We start from the raw sequence: 19,644 nt of genomic DNA on the forward strand, positions 1-19,644 counted from the left end.
TTCTCCTACTCTCCGTTGTCGGCATCGGTGACGGTGCCGTCCTTGATGAACCGGGCGAAGTTCAGCTGCGGTGCGTCGAACTGCTCGCGCACTCCTTCGCCCCAGAGCACGGACTGGGTGCCCTCGTGCTTGACCAGGCCGGGGTTGATGCCGAGCTTGAACCCTCCGGGCAGCGGCTTGCCGTCCCGGTAGGGCAGGACGTCCAGCGGGGAGGGGCCGTCGGCGGCGTAGACGACGCAGTCGGAGAGGACCGCGATCGGGTACTGGCCGGTGAAGGCGGCGTGCTTGACGATCTTGCGGTGCAGGTTGATCCGGGTGCGGGAGATGACCGCCGCGCGGATGTCGGGCCGCCACGTCGGGCGTTCCAGGGCCCGCCACCGCTCGCCTGGGCGCCAGCCCTCGCCGCGGGGGCGCTCGCGGAGCTTGCCCAGGCCGCCCTTGACCGTTGCCTTGATCGCTGTGATGACGATGCCCAGCTCCGGGTCCCGGTCCTTGTAGCTGTCCATCGCCGTCAGGAAGTCCTCGGGTGAGAGGTCGGCGGTGACGCCGAGGTCGGCCATCGTGGCCAGGTGGGCGTCGCGCAGCCGCTGGTACCAGCCGTCCAGATAGCGGCCGTTGTCGTACCGCACCCACGCCTCGGTCGGCGTCACGTCGTAGCCCAGCTCGACCGCGTACGCCACGGTCGGTGTCGCGTACCAGGCCGGGCCGGTGGGGCGGTCGCCCTTCGGCGTGAACGGACTCGGCAGCAGTGATCCGTCCAGCTCCACCCACTCCTTGCCGGCCTTCACGCGGGAGAGGTCGACGTGGGAGAGGTCGACCAGCCACGAGCCGGGCAGCTTCGGGTCGAACGCGGGTGCCTTGACGTGCGTCGGCTCACCGAGGCCGACAACCAGGCCGTTGGCGCCCGCCGCGAAGGCCATGTTCACGTCCAGGCCGACCAGGTAGCGCAGGGTGCACTCCTCGTCGGTCATCGGCCGCGCCCAGTCGTACGCCTCCTCGAACAGCTTCTCCGACGGGCCGCGCACGTGGAAGCGCGGCAGGTCCAGCGCGGTGAGCACCGGGTGCCCGTCGGGGGCCTCGCACGGGGCGCAGTCCACCGGGTCGTTGCCGAGCGAGCCGGGTGTCTTGGTCTCGGCCTGACGCAGGGCGCCGGTCTCCTCGTCCCGTACGGCGTGGGTCGGCGGGTGCAGCGCGGTCATCAGTTCCAGGCCGGTGACGGCGGTGGAGCCGCGCGGCGTCATCACCCTCGTTGCGTAGGTGCCCAGGACGCGGGCGAGCTCCGCCGGCGGCAGCTGCGCGGCGTGGCCCCAGAACCGGGGGTCCAGCGCGTTCCACGAGGCGATGCACAGCTGGACGCACTGGCGGTCCGAGCCCTTGGCCGGGCGGTAAATCCTGGCCCACGGGCCGAAGCCCCTCTTGGTCAGCTTCCAGTCGGCGCGGGCCAGCTGCTTGATGACCTTGTGTCCCTCCGGGATTCGACCAGCGTCCTTCTCCTCCGCCGTGAGTGTGGTGGGCAGGCCGTAGCGCTCCAGCGCGGCCTCGGTAAGCACGAGCAGCGGGTCGGCCGGCCTTCCCGGGCCGGACAACTTCGGCTGCCCGAGCTTCGCCTCCTTCAGCGTCCACTCCACCAACGAGGGCAGGGACTTGGCGGGCACGTCCAGGACCAGGCCGCCGACGCAGTACGCGGCCACCTGCCCGTCGGCGTCAGCGTCGACGATCGCCAGCGGCCCGTTCCCGAACCGCGGATCGACGACGCCCGCCGGTGTGCCGGCCGCAGGCGCCTTCCGCGCACCCGGGCGGCGCGGCGTCGACGGTTCGGTGGCGCTCGCCGGACGCAGCGCAGCCGCCGGAACGTCCGCGAGGTCCTCAGCGGGCTCCTGCGGGTTCACCGGCCCGGTCATACCCCGGCGCCGGACGTCGGCTCGGCGGAAAGAGGCTGCGCCGGAGCGGGCACCGGGGCGTCCGGCGCCGGCGCGGTCTCAGCGGCCGGGGCCGACGCGGCGGGGTAGAGCTCCGCGAGCTTGTCCAGCAGCCGGGCGTAGGCGTCGCGCTCCGGGGGGCGCGGTTCGGTCTTGCCGGACTCCCACCCGGACACCGTGGCCCGGCGCACCTTCAGCGCGCCGGCGACCTCATCGATCGTCAAGCCGTGCGCGGCACGCAGGCGTTTGCGCTCCGCCGGGGGCGGCAGGGTGGCGCGGGACGCGACCAGCGCGTCGACCGCATCGAACAACTCGGACATGGAGCACCTCCTGACCGGCACCCTACCTCATTGAACGTACGAGACGCGTACGTTTGCCGTACGAAGTGCGTACCAACTTCGCTGGATGAAGCGGAAGTCAAAGCGGCTGCGGTGTCTCACAGCTGTTGCTGGACCCACCGGAAGCCGAGGCCAACCAGTCCCGCCCCGTGGCCTAGGCGGCGCCGCGAAGCGCGCTGAAGAGCGGGACTGTAAAACGTTCGGTGTAACTCCCGATCATGGAAGATGCATCGATGACCAGCAACAACGTGACCGAGGCCGAGCCCGTCGAGCCGTCTGAGACGGCGCCGTCGAAGTCTGTGGACGACCGGCTGATCGATGAGCTGGTGGGCCGGGCTCAGGCGTGCAGACCTGTGTGGTGCACCTGCTGCGGAACTCCTTCCGCTATGTCGCCCACCAGGACTGGGACAAGATCGCGAAGGTCCTCAAGCCCGTCTACACCGCGGCGTCCGAGGACGCGGCCCTCGAGCGGTTCGCGGAGTTCGCCGACGCGTGGGGCAAGAAGTATCCGGCGATCGTCCGGCTCTGGGAGAACGCCCGGGAGGAGTTCACTCCGTTCCTACGCTTCGACACCGAGATCCGCCGCATCGTCTGCACGACGAACGCGATCGAGTCCGTGAACGCGCGGATCCGGCGGGCGGTGAAAGCTCGCGGGCACTTCCCGAACGAGCAGGCCGCCTTGAAGTGCATCTACATGGCGATCATGTCGCTGGACCCGACCGGCAAGGGCCAGGCCCGCTGGACCATGCGCTGGAAGACAGCCTTGAACGCCTTCGACATCACCTTCGACGGCCGACTCTCCGCAGCACGCCAGTAACTCCAACAACCCGAGTTACACCGTTTGTTTGACAGCCCCAAGCAACTCAAAGGCTCCACCCGGGAGGCCGCCCAGGCGCTGGGGGTGTCCCAGCGCACCGTCGAGCGCTGCCTCATAGGCCAGATTGGCTTTGTTCGCTTTCAAGCGGTTCTGGTCCAACTTCTGTGGTCTGCCTACTCACTGTGATCGTTGGCCTTGGTGATAGGTCTCGCGAGATCGTCTAGAAACTGCCGGTGCCGATCGCGTTCGGCCTGATGGTTCTGACTGTGCGCGAGGTACTGCTCAGGCTGGAAGAGCTGCTCTTCCTGGCGGATCCGGGGATCAGGGTGGAGTCGGTGGAGGACGATGGCGAGGTAATCCGAGTTGGTGCCAGATGCCGGACGGCCGGGGCGCGGTGCCCAGGCTGCGGAAGCTGGTCGAGGCGGGTGCACGGCTCTTACCTGCGGTTTCCCGCTGACCTCCCTGTGGCAGGACGGCGGGTGGTTCTGCGGCTTCGTGTCCGGCGCTTCACGTGCGAAGACATCTCCGGCGGACGGCGGACGTTCGTCGAGCAGGTTGCCGGCCTGACCCGGCGGTACAGTCAGCGGACCGAACGGATGCGGTCGGTGCTGGCCGAGGTCGGCCTCGCCTTGGCCGGTCGCGCCGGTGCCCGGCTGGCCGATGTCTTCGGGGCGAGGGTCAGCCGGAACACGGTCCTGCGGCTGGTCAGCGCTCTCCCGGAGCCCCAGCCACAGGACCCGCGTGTGGCCGGCGTCGACGAGTACGCGATGCGAAAGGGCCGTGTCTACGGGACCGTGCTGGTCGACGTCGAGACTCGCAGGCCGGTTGACCTACTGCCGGATCGCGAGGCAAGCAGTGTCGCGGCCTGGCTGGCCGATCACCCGGGGATCGAGGTCGTCTGCCGCGACCGCGCCCCTTACTTTGCCGAGGGTGCCAGGATCGGGGCACCCACCGCGGTCCAGGTCGCTGACCGATTCCACCTCTGGCGCAACCTCGGCGAAGCGGCCGAGCGGTGCGTCGCCCATCACCGCGCGTGCCTCCGTGCGACCTTCGCCGAGCCGGCGCCGGAGAAGGCTCCGGCTCCGGAACCGGCCGAGAGTGGGTCGCCATGGCCCACCGGGCACCGTTTCGCCGACCGCACCCGCGCCAAGCACGCCACCGTCCACCCGCTGCTGGCCGCCGGCCACAGCCGACGCGCGATTCAGCGACAGCTCGGCATGACCTACCGCACCGTCCAACGGCTGGCCGACGCCGCAAGGCCGGAAGACCTGTTCCAGGGACAGTGGCAGAACCGCAGGACCAAGCTCGACGACTTCAAGCCCTACCTGCACGGGCGATGGGCCGAGGGCTGCACGAACGCCTGGACCCTCTGGGAAGAGATCAAGACTCACGGCTACACCGGCGGCTACGGAGCCGTCCCCGCCCACCTCCAGCCGTTCCGGACATCCCCGACCGCGCCTGCGGCCCGTCCGCCGTCCCCACGCACGGTCACCGGATGGATCCTGACTCACCCCGACACCCTGCCGGAGAGCGAGCGTCTGAAGCTCACATCCGTTCTCGCCGGCTGCCCTGAACTCGATGCCCTCACCGGGCACGTCCGCGCGTTCGGGAAGATGCTCACCCAGCTCCAGGGCGACCAGCTCCCGCAATGGATCAAGGAGGTTCGCGCCGACGACCTGCCCAGCCTCCACACCTTCGTGAACGGCATCGAACGGGATCTCGCCGCTGTCACCGCCGGCCTGACACTGCCGTGGAGCCCCGGCATCGTCGAAGGACACGTAAACCGGATCAAAATGATCAAGCGCCAGATGTACGGCCGGGCCGGCTTCGGCCTCTTGCGGAAACGAGTCCTGCTGGCATCCTGACGAAACCGTCACGAGCTCTGCTGGAGCCGCTCCGCAGCCTGAGCAGGGGTGTCATAGTAGCCAGGCCGAGCCAGCAGGACCGAGTTGAAGTAATAGCCCTGCTCTTCCTCCGGCTCCTCGTCGGCTGCGAACGGACGCCAGAAGCTCAACAGCAAGTCCGGGGCGATGAATGAAGCATCGTCGTCAGGATCTTCCTCGATCGAGGTGAACTCCCCGACGCGCCGGACAACCTCTCGGGCCGGAAGCGCGAATATGTCCACACCCTGGAACAAGACTCGGTCCGTCTGGGACGACGGCCTTCCCAGCTCGGTGGCTTCAAGCATGTCGCGCACGCAGTGGATGCTGATCATCAGCCCACTGGGACGGGAGATGTGCTGCCCCGGCCGATCAGACTCCGAAATCGTAGAGAGATCGCGGAGCGAGTCCAGCGCCGTATTGGCCGCGTGTTGAGTCATACCGATTCGCAACGGGCCAACGCCGGTCGGTGGGGCGAGGTCGAAGTCCATGCGGGCATGATCCCAAACGGCTCTGTCAACGAGCCACGAAGGGCCATCCGGTCCCGACAGGTTACAGAGCGTAAGAGCTCCACAAAGTGGGACCAGAACCCATTCTCGTGGACAGAGCCACCCACCGCGATGTTCATCGGATGGAGTGGACTCCACTCTCCGGTGAGCAGCGGCCGGTGGGGGAGTACACGACATCGCGGCACCCGGTGCGTGCTCGCCTCGGTGGCGCGCGCCGGGTGGGGACGATGTTCGGCATCGGGCGCACCGCGCGCGCCGACGATGTCGTGGTTCACGCCGGTGCCGACGCGCTTCCCGATCACCGCACCGTGGCGCGCGCTGGCGCGCCATCGGGTGCGTCGATTCTTCGTGCGGCGCACCCGCCGATTCGGGCCGGTGCGCACGACCCGGCCGGGACGCGCGCCCGTTGGCGGCACCAGGGTCTGAATCCTTGGGACGCGCACGAGGTTGATGACAGACCGGTTGCCTGTGATGTCAGTCGCCCCCACGAGACACTTCGAGGCGTTCCGCTCCCAGGGGCTGCGTCCCCGGGAGCGGAACGGAGCCCGCGCTGTCGGTGGTGGCTGGGAGGCTGGTCGGATGAACGCCGATGACGAGCAGCTGCTGCGCGGCCGGGTGTACGGCCACGATCACTACGCCCCCAACCCGGGCCCGCTCCCGCACCAGACGTACGCCGTGCTCGTCAGGGTTTGGGACCGCCCGCCGGGTGCGCTTCGCCTCCCGCCGGGCCAGGCAGAGCTCCGTCAGCACCCATCAGGCGCCCGTGTCGCCGTCCAGGTCGCAGGCACGCGCGGACGTAGTTCACTCGGGCCGGCCGGCGATATCACGGCTGACATCGGCTCCGCTTCCACTGCGGGGGCATGGATCCCGTGTTCGCCGGGTGCGGCGGGGGTTCAACCGGCCCCGACGGGAAGGGTTCCGATGCGCTGTTCCAACCAGGTCGGCAGGTCCAGGAGTCGGACCCCTTCCTGTTCGTTCGGGTCGGTCCGTGCGACCAGGCACACCATGTCCTGGGCGCCGTTGTTGACCGGCAGGTGGGGTGTGTCGGCGGGGATGTGGACGTAGTCGCCCGCGCGCAGGGCTACGTGCTCGGTGAGGTCGGGCCCGTGCCAGACCTCGACCTGGCCGGACTGGATGAAGATGGCTGACTCGTGTCCCTCGTGAAGGTGAGGGCGGCCGCGGGTGCCGGCGGGCATCACCAGCTGGTGCAGGCACAGCCGTTCGGCCCCGGTGGACTGCGCACTCACGCCTGCCCCGAATACGCCGCCCTGGACGCCCTCGTAGTGCCCGGTCCGCACCACGGTGCACTGCCTGTGATCGGTCATACGCGCAGTACAACAGCAGGCTCTGGGTGTTCGAGCGGTTCACGCCAGCCTGATCATGTGTGCCAGCGCAGGGCGGTGGCGGTCGGCGGCACAGTCGGCGCAACGCCGACAGGCGTACGCACCAGTGGGACGGGAGATGCCGGGACGCGGCTCCGAAGCCTGGAACCGGCCGGGGCTTCAGGTGAACAGGTGGAGGCGTTGAGGCCTTCGACGCAGGGCGATGCGGTACAAGGTCACCTCTCCTCGCAGGAACAGGAGCTCGCAGGTGTTGAGGTAGAGGCGGTAGCGCTGGTAGGTGCCCGCGCCCGCTGTCTTCTCGGCCTGTGCCCGTGCGGTAAGGGGCCGTGCCGACCAGGCGCGCAGAGTGCGGATGTAGTCCTGGGGGGGCGTTGTCTCCATCGCGGCCACGTCATTGCCGTGCGCAACCTCCGTCAGCAGGAACGTGCCCACCTGCCGCACCGAGGTGAAGTCACCCATGTTCCGCGTCCAGGTCCCGTCCGGGCCTTGGAGGGCGCCCAGGAACAGGTTGTAGTGGATGGTGGCCACCGCTGCCAGTGTCGGATCGACGAAGGCCAGCCACTCGTGCAGAGAGGCCAGCCGCACCGGATTGCGCACGGGCTCCAACCGGGCCCCAAGGGCCTCACCGACCAGCCGCAGTCGCTCATACACCCACCGCAAGTGCTCATCGGCCGAAGAGTGCGAACGACGCCGGAACTCCTCACCGGACAACAACTGCCGCCACGGCTCGTGCCATTCCTCCCATTCGTCGAACACCGCCTGCCGGAGAACCTCGGACACATCCGCCGCCGGAACCACATCTGCCAACGCACTTGCACTCATGCCCGGCCCACGAACCCCCCACCACCCGGACACGCATGACCGCCGGGCCCGGGTGTCTGCAGGACGGCGCGGCACTCGGAGTACGGGGGGCAGGTCATGGACGGCCAGCGAGGCGATGTCGAAACAGCATCAGATGCGCGGAGATCTTCGCGGCCACGCGGGCTCCGTCGTGGACGTCCGGCACCGTCCTTGCTGAGTACGCGGTACGCCCCACCCCGGAGTGATCAGTCGGATGGTCACTATTGCCAGTCAGAGCCCCACCGGTTGGCCACCCCGGACCGCGGGCCCGTACTGCCGGGGGAGCTGCTCGGCAACCACGAAGCTCGGCTGATCCAGCGCCGGACGCACCACGTCCCCTGTTCGCCGAGCGGCCTCACGGTGGTGAGCGCTGCAGACGAGCGGTCTGAGCCGGGAGGACCCCCGCGATCTGCCCTACTGTTCGGTCCTGGTTTCTTGCCAGCGCATCGCCGTTGCGATGCTGTCGGCCACGCGATGGTGCGCAGGGTTACCGGGCGAGTATGTGGCCGTCGTCGGGTCGGTGGTCGCGAGAGCCGCGCAGGTCGGCGGTGACGTAGGTGCGTTGCAGCCAGCGGTCGGCTCCGTCGTAGCGGGGGTGGAAGGCGGTGCGGCCGTGGACAGTGACGCGGTTGTCGAGGATGACGAGGTCGCCGGGTGTCAGGTGCAGGGTGTGGGCAGTTGCCTCGCAGGCGTGGCCGAATTCGGTCAGGGCTGTGGCGGCTTGGGGGGTGAGCGGGGTGGTGACGAGTTGGGCCATGCGTATGTCGGGGTCCTCGACGGCTCCGGAGAGCACCGTGCGGGGCTTGGCGTCCGGCTCACTGGCGGCGGGGCCGAAGGAGGGGGGTGGGGTGGTGCGGAATTCCGGTGTGAACAGGGCCTGGCGGCTGGCGGGCGTCAGGTGCGGTAGTGCCTGGCGGATGCCGGCGATGCACATGCCGGCACGTCGGTCGTGGTCGGCGCGCAGGCACAGGAAGACGACGTAGTCGGGCGGGTGGGGGTGGAAGCCGTTCTCGGTGTGGAAGGACAGCGGAACCGATCCGGCATTGCCGTGGAAGGTCTCCTGCCCGGGCACGGGTACGACGTCCTGTATGAGGGCACCGGATTTCTCCGCAAGATAGGCGATGGGCTCCCCGAGACCGCAGGCCACCATGGTGAGCATCGCGGCCGCGATGGTGGCCTGGCGCTGGACCGAGCCCGGTTCCGCGGGTGTCGCGGGCAGGGCCTCCTGCCCGGCGGGCAGGCCGCTGATGACCAGGGTGCCTGTCGGGCCGGAATGCCTTCGAAACCGGCGCACCTGGCGGCGCACTCTAGGTGGAAGTTCCTCCCAGGCGTCGCGGGCGCGTCCCACCCATTCGTGACTGTCGACCTGGTGGTTCTCTCCGGTGCACAGGGTGCGGGCAAGGTGCTCGCCCTCGCCGGCCTCGGCCTGCTCACCCGCTACGAGCCGATCGGGCTGCCCGACCGCACCCACATCACCGACGCGGTCACCGTCTTCTGGCTGTTCGCCCTGGGATGGGCGGCGGCGCGGACCCGTACGCTGTGGCAGCGGCTGGTGGTGACGGTCGCGGGCCTCGCCACGGTGCCGGGCACTCGCCGACTCAACCAGCTCGCGGGGCTGCTCGCCGGCAGTTCGCTCGCGATCTACCTGACCCACTGGCAGATCTACCCCATCTTCGACCAGATCTCGCAGCCGCTGGCGCTGGCGATCTCCCTGGCCTTCGGCGTCGCGTACGCGTGGGGGACGGCAGTGCTGATCCGGCGCGTGCCGGAGTTCGTCGAATCCGTCAGACGCGGGCAAGCCGCGCTGCACCCAAGGACACGTCGAAGCAGTCGCACCGGATGCTGACGCTCTGGTAGGCAAACCAGTCGCGGTCGGCGGGCACCCCTGCGAGGCCCTGGGCGTGGTCGTGCTGCCACGGTCCGCGCCGACCCTCGCCGTCCCGGGCGCACGGCCCTGCCCGTGCGGGAACACCTGTACGCGGTGGAGACGAAGCAAGACGGCCTGCGGTCCGCGCCGGCTGCGGGACGCATCACGGCTGTGGGCCTCGCTCAGGGCCGCGGAGCCACTTGAGGGCCGCGACAGGCTGTGGGAGCATCCGCGGTCTCGCGCTCGATGATTTCGAGGCGGTTCTTGAGCCGGTAGCCGGAGCCGTTGAGGGCAACGCCTTCGCAGTGGCGCAGGAGGCAACTGAGATCGCGGTAACGGGGACTTGGCCGCCGAAGACCTGGCCTCCTTCGCCGAAGCTCTTGCGCGAGGTGCGGGTGATGGAGTCCCTTCTCGGAGCGCGTGGAGAGGGTCGGGCACCGAATGTTCCCTCGGTGCGCCCCGGGTCATAGGCGCTGTTCGGCGAAGTTGCAGGCGAGGCGCGCGGGTGAATTGGGACTGTCCGCGGTAGGCATTCTGCGTGCAGACCTTTCTCCCGTACTCCGATTTCACCAGATCCGCCGCGGCCCTGGACCGATCACGTCTGGGCAAGCAGCGGGTCGAGGCCCTCCAGGTGCTGCGTGGTTTGACCGTGCCCGGCTACGGATGGCGGCATCATCCCGCGGTACGTATGTGGCTCGGCTACGAGGAAGCGCTGACCCGCTACGGCCTCGACGTATGCGCGGTGTGGGTGGCCCAGGGGCGCGCCGACACCTGCGCCGGCACGCTCCTCGCCGACTTCACCCGGCACCGCCCCGGCGCCGTCGTTCGCGGCCAGGAACAGCTGGCCAGCGGCGGTGAGTTGCCGCCCTGGCTGGGGGATCCCGCCTTCCACCGCAGCCATCGGTCGGCACTGGTGCGCAAGGCGCCGGAGATGTATGCCTCGCTCTTCCCGGGCGTCCCCGATGATCTGCCTTACGTCTGGCCTGCCTCCGACCGAGGCGCTTCGTAACCTTGGCATGTCCGCTCACCCGGATGTCCCACTGTCCGTGGACAGGTCCCGGCGGGACGGGCAGGTTGCGCCGGAGGTCTGCCTCGGGTCCACCACTGTTCTTTGTCCCTGCGTGGGCGGGCTGCTCCGGGCTCCGAGGGCCGGGAAAGGGTCGGGATCAAGTCGGCGGAAGGGAGGAGACTGGGGAGGGCGCGGCTGGTGGTTGGCGGCGTGGTGGTGTGCCGAGGAGAGGGTGCTGGCTGTGGATGAGCGGAACTGTGATGGCCGGCGGATGCTGGAGGGTCTGCTGGCCGCCAGTCACCTGATGCCGTTGGAGCTGCTGCCCGCGCGGTTGGCGGAGCATGCGGCAGCGGCGGGCTTGTCCGAGGTACTGATCTACGTCGGGGATTTGCAGCGCAACGTGTTGCGGCTGCTGACCGGTCATGGCGAGGACGCGGGCCAGGCAGCGGACGGTGAGGAAGCCGAGCTGAGGATCGAGGGGACGCTGCCTGGGCGGGCCTACCAGTACAGCGAAGTCCTGGCCGATGGAACGGCCGGTGCGGGTGAGTACCGGTGGTGGGTGCCTCTGCTGGACGGCACCGAACGCCTGGGCGTCCTGCGCGTCACCACCTGCGCGGACGGCGGGCGCATCCGGCAGGACATGACCGCGCTGGCATCTCTCGTCGCGCTGATACTGGTCAGCAAGCGAGGGCACAGCGACTCCTTCGCCCGTCTGACGCGCGCCGAGCCGATGAACATCGCCGCGGAGATGCAGTGGCATCTGATGCCGCCGCGCACCTACGCCGACGGGCGGGTGGTGGTCGCAGCGGCGATGGAGCCGGCCTACCGCATCAGCGGGGACGCGTTCGACTACGCGATGGCCGGTCCGGTCGTGCACCTGTCGATCTTCGACGCGATGGGTCACGACACCGCTGCCGGGCTGACGGCGAACCTTGCCATGGCCGCCTGCCGCAATTCCCGCCGCCAGGGAGCCGGTCTGGCGGAGATCACCGAGCGGATCGAGCAGGCTTCGATCGAGCAGTACGGGCAGAAGCGCTACGTGACCGGGATCCTGGCCGACCTGAACACCAGCACCGGTGTCCTGACGTGGGTCAACCGCGGTCACCACCCGCCGGTGATCATCCGGCAGGGTCGCTGGGGCAGCGACCTGCACTGCCGGCCGGCTCACCCGATGGGCACCGGCCTGGGGCTGAAGACCGTGCTGTGCCGGGAACAGCTGGAGCCGGGTGACCGGATCGTGCACCGACGGGATCACCGAAGCCCGCGGCCTGGGCGACGCGGAGTTCGGCCTGAAGCGGTTCACCGACTTCCTCATCCGCCATCACGCCGACGGGCTGCCCGTGCCCGAGACGCTGCGCCGGCTCATCCACGCGGTCCTGGAGTGCCACCATGGGCAGCTGGAGGACGACGCCACCGTGCTGTTCTGCGAATGGCTCGGCCCCGACCCGAACAGCATCGGTGCCGCACAGGCCCTGCCCGGGCTCACCCCGCCATGAGCACCCGTCCGGTCTTGCATCCGGGAGCCAGCGAAGGAGCGCCCACCGTGAGCACCGACCTGCACGTGAGCATCCGGGAAACGCGGGCTGATCTCGTGCTGGCTGCCACCAGGGGCGTCCTGGACCTGCACACCGCGCCCGCGCCTCACGAGCAGGCCACCACTGTCTTGCACGCACACCCGGTCGTGGCGCTGGAGTCGTCCACTCAACCGAACCCCGGCGGGCACGCGACCGGCCTCACACGCAGCTGGCATCTGTCCACTAGGCGGCACTGTTTCTCGGATCATGTTCGGAGCCAGGCAACGAGGGCTGCGAGTGTGACGGTGCCGAGGCAGCTGTAGGCGCGGTTCTCGTAGCGAGTGGCGACGGGGTGGAACCCTTTCAGACGGTCGCTGGCGTGTTCGACGGTGTCGCGTTTCTTGTAGCGCTCGCTGTCGAAGCTGGTGGGCCGGCCGACACCGGCCCGGGGCACGGATACCTAGGTCCGCATCCGCCGCGCCCACGCAGGTACGGCGGAAAATCGCGTTGGTTCCGGTGCCCGCACTGTCGAGTACCTGGACAGCGCCACGCGAGAGGTCGATCACCGAGACGCGGAGTCGTCACGGAACGACCGCCACTGATCCGGTACGGCTGACCGGGACGTCGTCCGCTTTCCGATCAACGAGTTCGGTTGCCTAGTTGGCCAAGCAAAGGCGGACCGCAGCCCCGTTCACCGGCACGGTGGGCGGCCCGCTGCCGTACGGCAGCGGGATCTTGGGCGAGGTCGCAACGGCCGTGTCCGACAGAGCGTTCTCCGCACTCGCCGGGAACTTGGCCCCTCCTTGAGGCCGCGCACTGCTCTGCGTCATCGCGCCGAAGAACGTCCTGGAGCACGGTGGCCGGCCGTCCCCTCGTGACGCCCGTCCGTGCGGGCCGCCGTGGTAGGGGCGGGCGGCGCGTCGTGGGCCAGATGGATGGCCGTCGCCAGCAGGCCGCGCTCGGCGGTCCACCGGCCGTGGAACTCACCGATGCGGCGGCCCGCCACGAGGGGTCCCGGCACGAAAAGCCGTGCCCGGAAGGTCCGTTCGGCCTCACTGATGTCAATCTCCGCCTCGGGGAAGTCGAGTTCGCGTCCGGTGAGCGGATACCACACCTTGAAGACGCTCTCCTTGGCGCTGAAGACGAGCCGGTCCCAGCTGATGCCGGGGCGCCGGGCGGTCAGCGAGCCGATCAGGGCGATCTCGTGCGGCAGCGCGATGGCGTCGAGCACGCCGTCGGGCAGCGGAGCGTCCGGCTCCGCGTCGATGCCGAGCGCGGCGGTCGTGTCGGACCGCGCCACGACCGCCGCGCGGTAGCCGTCGCAGTGCGTCATGCTGCCCACGATGCCCTGCGGCCACTGGGGCGCCCCGCGCCGGTTGGGCAGCAACGGCGCGGGCTCCTGCCCAAGGGTGCGCAGGGCGCGCCGGGCCAGGAACCGTACGGTCGTGAACTCCTGCTGCCGCTTGGGGACCGCGTGTGCGATCAGCGCCGTCTCCTGCGGGAAGAGCCTCTCCTCCGGCGCGCGCGCGTCGTCGTACGCCACTTCCGCCGCGACCCCGGCGGGCAGCAGGGCGCGGATCACCGGGCTGCCTGTCCGGCCGGCTCCGGCAGGATCTGGCGCAGCGGCGTCCGGGACGGGCGCTTGCGCCATTCCCGCGGATAGCCGATCGACACCTCTTCGAAGCGCACCCCGTCGTAACGGGTGACCCGGGGGATGTGGAGGTGGCCGTAGACGGCGGCGGCGGCGCGGAAACGCACATGCCAGTCGGCGGTCAGTTCCGTACCGCACCACTGTGCGAACTGCGGATAGTGCATGACGCGGGTGGGGTCGCGGACCAGCGGATAGTGATTGACCAGGACCGTGGGCAGGTCCGGATCGACGGCTGACAGCCGGCGCTCGGTCTCCTCGATCCGGGCCCGGCACCAGGCGTCCCTGCTGGGGTAGGGGTCGGGGTGCAGGAAGTACTCGTCGGAGCAGACCACGCCGGCCTCGTGGGCGAGCCGCAGCGACTCCTCCTTCGTCGTGGCTCCGGGAGCCAGGAACGAGTAGTCGTAGAGGACGAACAGCGGCGCGACCACCACCGGCCCGCCGTCGCCCCGCCATACGGGGTAGGGGTCCTCCGGGGTGGCGATGCCCATCTCGCGGCACAGGGCGACCAGCCGCAGATAGCGCTCCTCGCCACGCAGTTCGCACGGGTCCTGCGGGTGGGTCCACAGCTCGTGGTTGCCCGGAGCCCAGATCACTCGGGAGAACCGGTCGCTGAGTAGTCGCAGCGCCCACTCGACGTCGGCGTACTTCTCGCCGACATCGCCCGCGACGATCAGCCAGTCGTCGTCCGAGGCTGGGCGCAGCTTCTCGACCAGCGTGCGGTTGTCGTCGTAGACGACGTGCAGATCGCTGACGGCGAGGAGTTTTCCGGCAGGCACAGTACGGTCCTTGTCGTCGTTCATCGGACGGATTCGCTCACAAGGGGTGGGGCCCGAGCGCCGGTCCCGTGGGCCGCGCGCCCGCCAACGGTTTCGGTTGCCCGTCAATGCCGGCCGACCGGCCGGGGCCCTGGGTGCGGGCGTCGTACAGGCGGGCGTAGGCGCCCTGTTCACGGATCAGCTCGTCGTGGGTGCCGCGTTCGACGATACGGCCGGATTCCATGACCACGATGACATCCGCGTCGCGGATGGTGGAGAGCCGGTGCGCGATGACGAAGCTGGTACGGCCCGCGCGCAGGGTGTTCATCGCGCGCTGGATGAGCACCTCGGTACGGGTGTCGACGGAACTCGTGGCCTCGTCGAGCACCAGCACGGCGGGCTTCGCGAGGAAGGCCCTGGCCACGGTGATCAGTTGTTTCTCGCCCGCGCTCACTCCTGCGGACTCGTCGTCGAGCACGGTGTCGTAGCCGTCCGGCAGCGTACGGATGAAGCGGTCGGCGCAGGTGGCGCTCGCCGCTGCCACGATCTCCTCACGGGTGGCCCCGGCACGGCCGTAGGCGATGTTCTCGGCGATCGAGCCGCCGAACAGCCAGGTGTCCTGGAGCACCAGACCGAACCGCGTGCGCAGGTCATCGCGGGTCATTGTCGCGATGTCCGTGCCGTCGAGCAGGATGCGGCCCTCGTCCACCTCGTAGAACCGCAGGAGGAGATTGCCCAGCGTGGTCTTGCCGGCCCCGGTCGGGCCGACGATCGCCACCGTGCTGCCGGGCTCGACGGTCAGTGAGAGCTGCTCGATCAGCGGCGTCTCGGGGGAGTAGCGGAACGACACGCCCTCGAACTCCACTCGTCCGGCCGTCGCCCGCACGCGCGCCGGGTCCTGCGGGTCGGGGCTCTGCTCCTCGGCGTCGAGCAGGGTGAAGACCCGGGCCGCGGAGGCGATGCCGGACTGCAGTCGGCCGGCCACGGCGGCGACCTGCACGATCGGCTGGCTGAACTGCCGGGAGTACAGGATGAACGCCTGTACGTCCCCGAGCGTCAGCTCGCCGCTCACTACTTTCCAGGCGCCTACCACGGCCACGGCGACATAGCCGATGTTGGCGATGAACATCATCGCGGGCTCGATGGTGCCCGAGGCGAACTGGGCTTTGGCGCCGGCCCGGAACAGGGCGTCGTTGTGGGCGTCGAAGCGCTCCTCGGCCTGCTCGCGGCGGCTGAATCCCTTGATCAGGGAGTGGCCCGTGTAGACCTCTTCGACCTGCGCGTTCATCGCGCCGTTGGCTTCCCACTGATCCGTGAACCGGGGCTGGGCGCGCTTGCTGATCCACGCGGCGAGCAGTCCCGACACCGGTACGCCGGCGAGCATGATCAGCGCGAGCGAGGGGGAGATCACCAGCATCAGGACGAGCATGGTGAGGAGGGAGAAGACCGCGGTGATCAGTTCGGCCAGCGTCTGCTGGAGGGTCTGCTGGAGGTTGTCGACGTCGTTGGTCGTGCGGCTCAGCACCTCGCCCGCCGGATTGCGGTCGAAGTAGCGCAGCGGCAGCCGTCCGAGTTTGGCCTGCGCCTTCTGCCGCAGCCCGAAGACCACCCGCTGGACGACGGCAGCGACCAGCCGGCCCTGCGCCAGCATGAACAGCGAGGCCGCGCCGTACAGCGCGAGCAGCAGGAGCAGCAGCCGCCCGACCGCGCCGAAGTCGATGTCCGACCCGTCGACGAGGGCGTCGAAGATCAGGTCGGTGGCCCGGCCGAGCAGGAGCGGCCCGAACGCGTTGAGGACGATTCCGACGATGCCCACGAGGAGCGCGACGCTGATCGGGCGGCGGTGCGGGTACAGGAGGCCGAGCAGGCGTCGGCCGGTGCCGGAGGGCCCGGCCGGTTCGGTACGGGTCTTCACCGGCCCGCCGTTCGCCCGGGGGTGACGTCGAAGACAGGCCCTACGGCCGTGCGGCGAGACCATGAACGGTCTCCTCCTCGGTGAGCTGGGAGAGGGCGATGTCGCGGTAGGTGGCGTTGTCGCGCAGCAGTTCGTCGTGGGTGCCCGTGCCGACGACACGGCCGGCGTCGAGGATCACGATGCGGTCGGCGTACTGGACCTGGGCGATCCGCTGGGCGACGGTGATGACGGTCGCTCCGGCGGTCTCCGACGCCAGGGCGGTCCGCAGCGCGGCGTCCGTGGCATGGTCGAGCGCGGAGAAGCAGTCGTCGAAGAGGTAGACGGCGGGCCGGCGCAGCAGGGTGCGCGCGATGGCGAGCCGCTGGCGCTGGCCGCCCGAGACGTTGGTGCCGCCCTGGGCGATCTCGGTGTCGAGCCTTTCGGGCATGTTCGCGACGAACGTGTCGGCCTGGGCGACGCGCAGGACCCGCCACAGCTCGTCGTCGGTGGCAGCCGGATCGCCGAAGCGCAGGTTGCTCGCGACCGTCCCGGAGAACAGGTACGGGCGCTGCGGTACGAAGCCCACGGCCCGGCCCAGGTCCTCGGGGTCCAGCTCCCGGACGTCGACGCCGTTGACCCGTACCGACCCCTCGGTGGCGTCGAACAGCCGCAGCACCAGGTTGAGCAGGGTCGTCTTGCCGCTGCCCGTGGAGCCGAGGATGGCCACGCTCTCCCCGGGCCCGGCCGTCAGGCCGATCCCCTGGAGGACCGGTTTCTCGGCGCCCGGGTAGCGGAACTGCGCCCCGCGCAGCTCGACATGACCCACCGCGTCCGGCACGGCGGGCACCGGCCGGGGCGCCCGTACGACGCTCGACGGCGTGCCGACGATCTCCTGGATGCGCGCGGCGGAGACCCGCGCGCGGGGCACCGACAGGAACACGAACGCGACCATCACGACCGACATCAGGATCAGGGAGAGGTACATCAGGAACGCGCTCAGCGCACCGATGCGCATGGCCCCGCCGTCGATCCGGTGGGCGCCGGCCCACAGGATCGCGACCGTGAAGCCGTTCATGAGGAGCAGCACCACGGGCAGCATCGACGCGATGAGGCGGCCGACCCGCTGCGAGACGTCGAACAGATCCGTGCTCGTACGGGAGAACCGCTCGCGCTCATAGCCGTCCCGGACGAAGGAACGCACCACGCGCACTCCGGTGATCTGCTCGCGCAGCATCCGGCCGAGCCGGTCAAGACCCGTCTGCATCCGCGCGTACAGCGCGCCCATACGGGCCAGGAGCAGACCGAACGCCACGGCGACGACCACCACCAGCAGTACCAGGACCAGGGCCAGCGGTACGTCCTGCTGGAGGGCCAGCGCGATGCTGCCCAGACACATCAGGGGCGCGGCGACCACGATGCCGAAGCCCGACTGGGCCAGCGTCTGCACCTGCTGGACGTCGTTGACCGTGCGGGTCAGCAGCGACGGCGTTCCGAAGCGGCCCACCTCACGGGCGGAGAAGTCCAGCACCCGGCGGAAGACGACGGACCGGATGTCGCGTCCCATCGCCATCGCGGTGCGGGAGGCCAGGGATACCGCGCCGAGTGCCGCGAGGACCTGGACGAACGCCACCGCGACCATGAAGGCGCCGAGCCGGGCGATGTAGCCGTTGTCCCGGGCGACCACACCGTTGTCGATCAGGGCCGCGCCCAGCGTCGGCAGCAGCAGCGTCCCGAGGATCTGGACCAGTTGCAGGAGGATCAGCAGGGCGGCGGCACGCCGGTACGGGCGCACATGGGTACGCAGAAGTCTCAGCAGCACGGAAAGACGCTCCGGTTGGCAGAGCCGGCCCGAACGCCGACGCACACAGTGCACCCCATCGAGGTGTCAAAAATTACTAGTGTTATGCCCCTTCCTGCCTTCCGTGCAGGACCCCGACTCGGGAATTCCCTAGTAAGCGCGGGATTTCTTGACACCGTGGTCGGCGGCTTGCGAGCGTGCCGATGTCTATCGTCCGGACAGAAGCGTATTCGATGCGAGGTCGTCGACCGAGCTGTGCGTTTGGGCGGTCTCTCCGTGGTCGAGAAGGGGTTCGTATGACCAAGCGTGCATTGATCACCGGTATTACCGGCCAGGATGGTTCTTATCTGGCCGAGCATCTCCTGGCCGAGGGCTACGAGGTCTGGGGGCTGAACCGAGGTCAGGCCAACCCGCGCAAGTCGCGGGTCAGCCGGCTCGTCTCCGAGCTCTCGTTCGTGGACGGCGACCTGATGGACCAGGGCAGCCTGGTCTCCGCCGTCGACACCGTGCAACCCGACGAGGTCTACAACCTCGGCGCGATCTCGTTCGTGCCGATGTCGTGGCAGCAGGCCGAGCTGGTGACCGAGGTCAACGGCATGGGTGTGCTGCGTGTTCTGGAGGCCATCCGCATGGTGAGCGGCCTGAACGGTTCGCGCACCACGTCGGGCGGCCAGATCCGTTTCTACCAGGCGTCGTCCTCGGAGATGTTCGGCAAGGCCGCCGAGACCCCGCAGCGCGAGTCGACGCTGTTCCACCCGCGCAGCCCGTACGGCGCCGCCAAGGCATACGGGCACTTCATCACCCGCAACTACCGTGAGTCCTTCGGGATGTACGCCGTCTCCGGCATGCTCTTCAATCACGAGTCCCCGCGCCGCGGCTCGGAGTTCGTGACCCGGAAAATATCCCTGGCCGTCGCCCGCATCAAGCTCGGTCTCCAGGAGAAGCTGCACCTGGGGAACATCGACGCGGTACGCGACTGGGGCTTCGCCGGGGACTACGTCCGTGCGATGCACCTCATGCTCCAGCCCGACGAGCCGGACGACTACGTGATCGGCAGCGGCACCATGCACTCCGTGCGGGACGCGGTGCGCATCGCCTTCGACCACGTGGGCCTGGACTGGCAGGACTACGTCGTCATCGACCCCGCGCTGGTCCGTCCTGCCGAGGTCGAGGTCCTCTGTGCCGACAGCGGGCACGCCCGCGCCCGGCTCGGCTGGAAGCCCACCGTCGACTTCCCCGGACTGATGAGCATGATGGTCGATTCCGACCTGAATCAGGTCTCCCGGGAACACGAATACGGAGACCTTCTGCTGGCCTCCAACTGGTAGTCGGCCGAAGGACCGCAGAGGACTAGGGAAATCCCGCCGCGGTCCGTACGACAATCGCCACATGGCTTCCCGCTGAACGGCTGCGAAGCCATGTGGCTTTCCAATTCTTCGTATTGCACGGCGAGCGCGAGATGTTCCCGCGTGATGTTCGGCCACTGGCTGTCGAGATGGGTTGAGTTGAG

The 19,644-nt window shown here is 69.3% G+C and carries 12 protein-coding genes and 3 pseudogenes; 6 read left to right on the plus strand and 9 right to left on the minus strand.

What is annotated here, in order from left to right; genetic code table 11:
• Nucleotides 1-5: 5 nt before the first annotated feature.
• Nucleotides 6-2,239: pseudogene (gene tap / locus Sfulv_RS28755) on the minus strand (telomere-associated protein Tap).
• A gap of 349 nt (nt 2,240-2,588) precedes the next feature.
• Here tap and Sfulv_RS28760 point away from each other — a divergent pair.
• A pseudogene (locus tag Sfulv_RS28760) lies at nt 2,589-3,074 on the plus strand (transposase); the annotation flags it as partial.
• Nucleotides 3,075-3,340: 266 nt separating this feature from the next.
• Nucleotides 3,341-4,939 carry an ISL3 family transposase gene (locus tag Sfulv_RS28765; RefSeq protein WP_218578098.1) on the plus strand — a complete coding sequence of 533 codons (1,599 nt, stop codon included), beginning with the start codon at nt 3,341-3,343 and terminating at the stop codon, nt 4,937-4,939.
• A gap of 8 nt (nt 4,940-4,947) precedes the next feature.
• Here Sfulv_RS28765 and Sfulv_RS28770 read toward each other — a convergent pair whose 3' ends face one another.
• The 4 genes from Sfulv_RS28770 to Sfulv_RS28785 form a co-directional block, all read right to left on the minus strand.
• Complete coding sequence (locus tag Sfulv_RS28770) at nt 4,948-5,445, minus strand: hypothetical protein (RefSeq protein ID WP_173317319.1); 498 nt, start codon at nt 5,443-5,445, stop codon at nt 4,948-4,950.
• A 911-nt stretch (nt 5,446-6,356) separates the two neighbouring features.
• A complete protein-coding gene (locus tag Sfulv_RS28775) occupies nt 6,357-6,788 on the minus strand; it encodes a cupin domain-containing protein (protein WP_173317320.1) in 432 nt (143 codons plus the stop codon).
• A 177-nt stretch (nt 6,789-6,965) separates the two neighbouring features.
• Entirely contained in the window at nt 6,966-7,586 is a 621-nt protein-coding gene (locus Sfulv_RS28780) for a class I SAM-dependent methyltransferase (protein ID WP_173317321.1), read from the minus strand.
• Between the two features lie 547 nt (nt 7,587-8,133).
• Nucleotides 8,134-8,952 (minus strand): TauD/TfdA family dioxygenase, encoded by an 819-nt coding sequence (locus Sfulv_RS28785; protein ID WP_256669179.1) that lies wholly within the window; start codon nt 8,950-8,952, stop codon nt 8,134-8,136.
• Nucleotides 8,953-9,000: 48 nt separating this feature from the next.
• On the opposite strand from Sfulv_RS28785, the gene Sfulv_RS28790 reads away from it, so the two are divergent.
• The 3 genes and pseudogenes from Sfulv_RS28790 (at nt 9,001) to Sfulv_RS28800 (ending at nt 12,018) form a co-directional block, all read left to right on the plus strand.
• Complete coding sequence (locus Sfulv_RS28790) at nt 9,001-9,492, plus strand: hypothetical protein (RefSeq protein ID WP_173310111.1); 492 nt, start codon at nt 9,001-9,003, stop codon at nt 9,490-9,492.
• Between the two features lie 559 nt (nt 9,493-10,051).
• Complete coding sequence (locus Sfulv_RS28795) at nt 10,052-10,522, plus strand: MSMEG_6728 family protein (RefSeq protein WP_173317323.1); 471 nt, start codon at nt 10,052-10,054, stop codon at nt 10,520-10,522.
• 271 nt (nt 10,523-10,793) lie between these two features.
• Nucleotides 10,794-12,018, plus strand: a pseudogene (locus tag Sfulv_RS28800) (PP2C family protein-serine/threonine phosphatase).
• Between the two features lie 844 nt (nt 12,019-12,862).
• Here Sfulv_RS28800 and Sfulv_RS28805 read toward each other — a convergent pair.
• The 4 genes from Sfulv_RS28805 to Sfulv_RS28820 are packed head-to-tail and all read right to left on the minus strand — an operon-like array spanning nt 12,863 to nt 18,155.
• Nucleotides 12,863-13,618, minus strand: a complete 756-nt coding sequence (locus tag Sfulv_RS28805) for a 4'-phosphopantetheinyl transferase family protein (protein WP_173317324.1) — start codon at nt 13,616-13,618, stop codon at nt 12,863-12,865.
• Nucleotides 13,615-14,487 carry a metallophosphoesterase family protein gene (locus Sfulv_RS28810; RefSeq protein WP_173317325.1) on the minus strand — a complete coding sequence of 291 codons (873 nt, stop codon included), beginning with the start codon at nt 14,485-14,487 and terminating at the stop codon, nt 13,615-13,617. Before Sfulv_RS28810 ends, Sfulv_RS28805 begins: the two co-directional genes overlap by 4 nt.
• A 13-nt stretch (nt 14,488-14,500) precedes the next feature.
• Entirely contained in the window at nt 14,501-16,420 is a 1,920-nt protein-coding gene (locus tag Sfulv_RS28815) for an ABC transporter ATP-binding protein (RefSeq protein ID WP_173317326.1), read from the minus strand.
• Complete coding sequence (locus tag Sfulv_RS28820; RefSeq protein WP_173317327.1) at nt 16,398-18,155, minus strand: ABC transporter ATP-binding protein; 1,758 nt, start codon at nt 18,153-18,155, stop codon at nt 16,398-16,400. The genes Sfulv_RS28815 and Sfulv_RS28820 overlap by 23 nt, the downstream gene beginning before the upstream one ends.
• Nucleotides 18,156-18,430: 275 nt before the next feature.
• Between Sfulv_RS28820 and Sfulv_RS28825 the strand changes: the two genes are divergently transcribed.
• Nucleotides 18,431-19,462 (plus strand): GDP-mannose 4,6-dehydratase, encoded by a 1,032-nt coding sequence (locus Sfulv_RS28825; RefSeq protein WP_173317329.1) that lies wholly within the window; start codon nt 18,431-18,433, stop codon nt 19,460-19,462.
• Nucleotides 19,463-19,644: the final 182 nt, after the last annotated feature.

Origin of the sequence: Streptomyces fulvorobeus (genome assembly GCF_013167895.1) — a bacterium.
Classification (GTDB): domain Bacteria; phylum Actinomycetota; class Actinomycetes; order Streptomycetales; family Streptomycetaceae; genus Streptomyces; species Streptomyces fulvorobeus.

Coding starts and splice junctions, on each gene's coding strand:
- Sfulv_RS28775 (WP_173317320.1), bottom strand. CDS start 6,788: ATGACCGATCACAGGCAGTGCACCGTGGTGCGGACCGGGCACTACGAG.
- Sfulv_RS28825 (WP_173317329.1), top strand. CDS start 18,431: ATGACCAAGCGTGCATTGATCACCGGTATTACCGGCCAGGATGGTTCT.
- Sfulv_RS28770 (WP_173317319.1), bottom strand. CDS start 5,445: ATGGACTTCGACCTCGCCCCACCGACCGGCGTTGGCCCGTTGCGAATC.
- Sfulv_RS28810 (WP_173317325.1), bottom strand. CDS start 14,487: ATGAACGACGACAAGGACCGTACTGTGCCTGCCGGAAAACTCCTCGCC.
- Sfulv_RS28815 (WP_173317326.1), bottom strand. CDS start 16,420: ATGGTCTCGCCGCACGGCCGTAGGGCCTGTCTTCGACGTCACCCCCGG.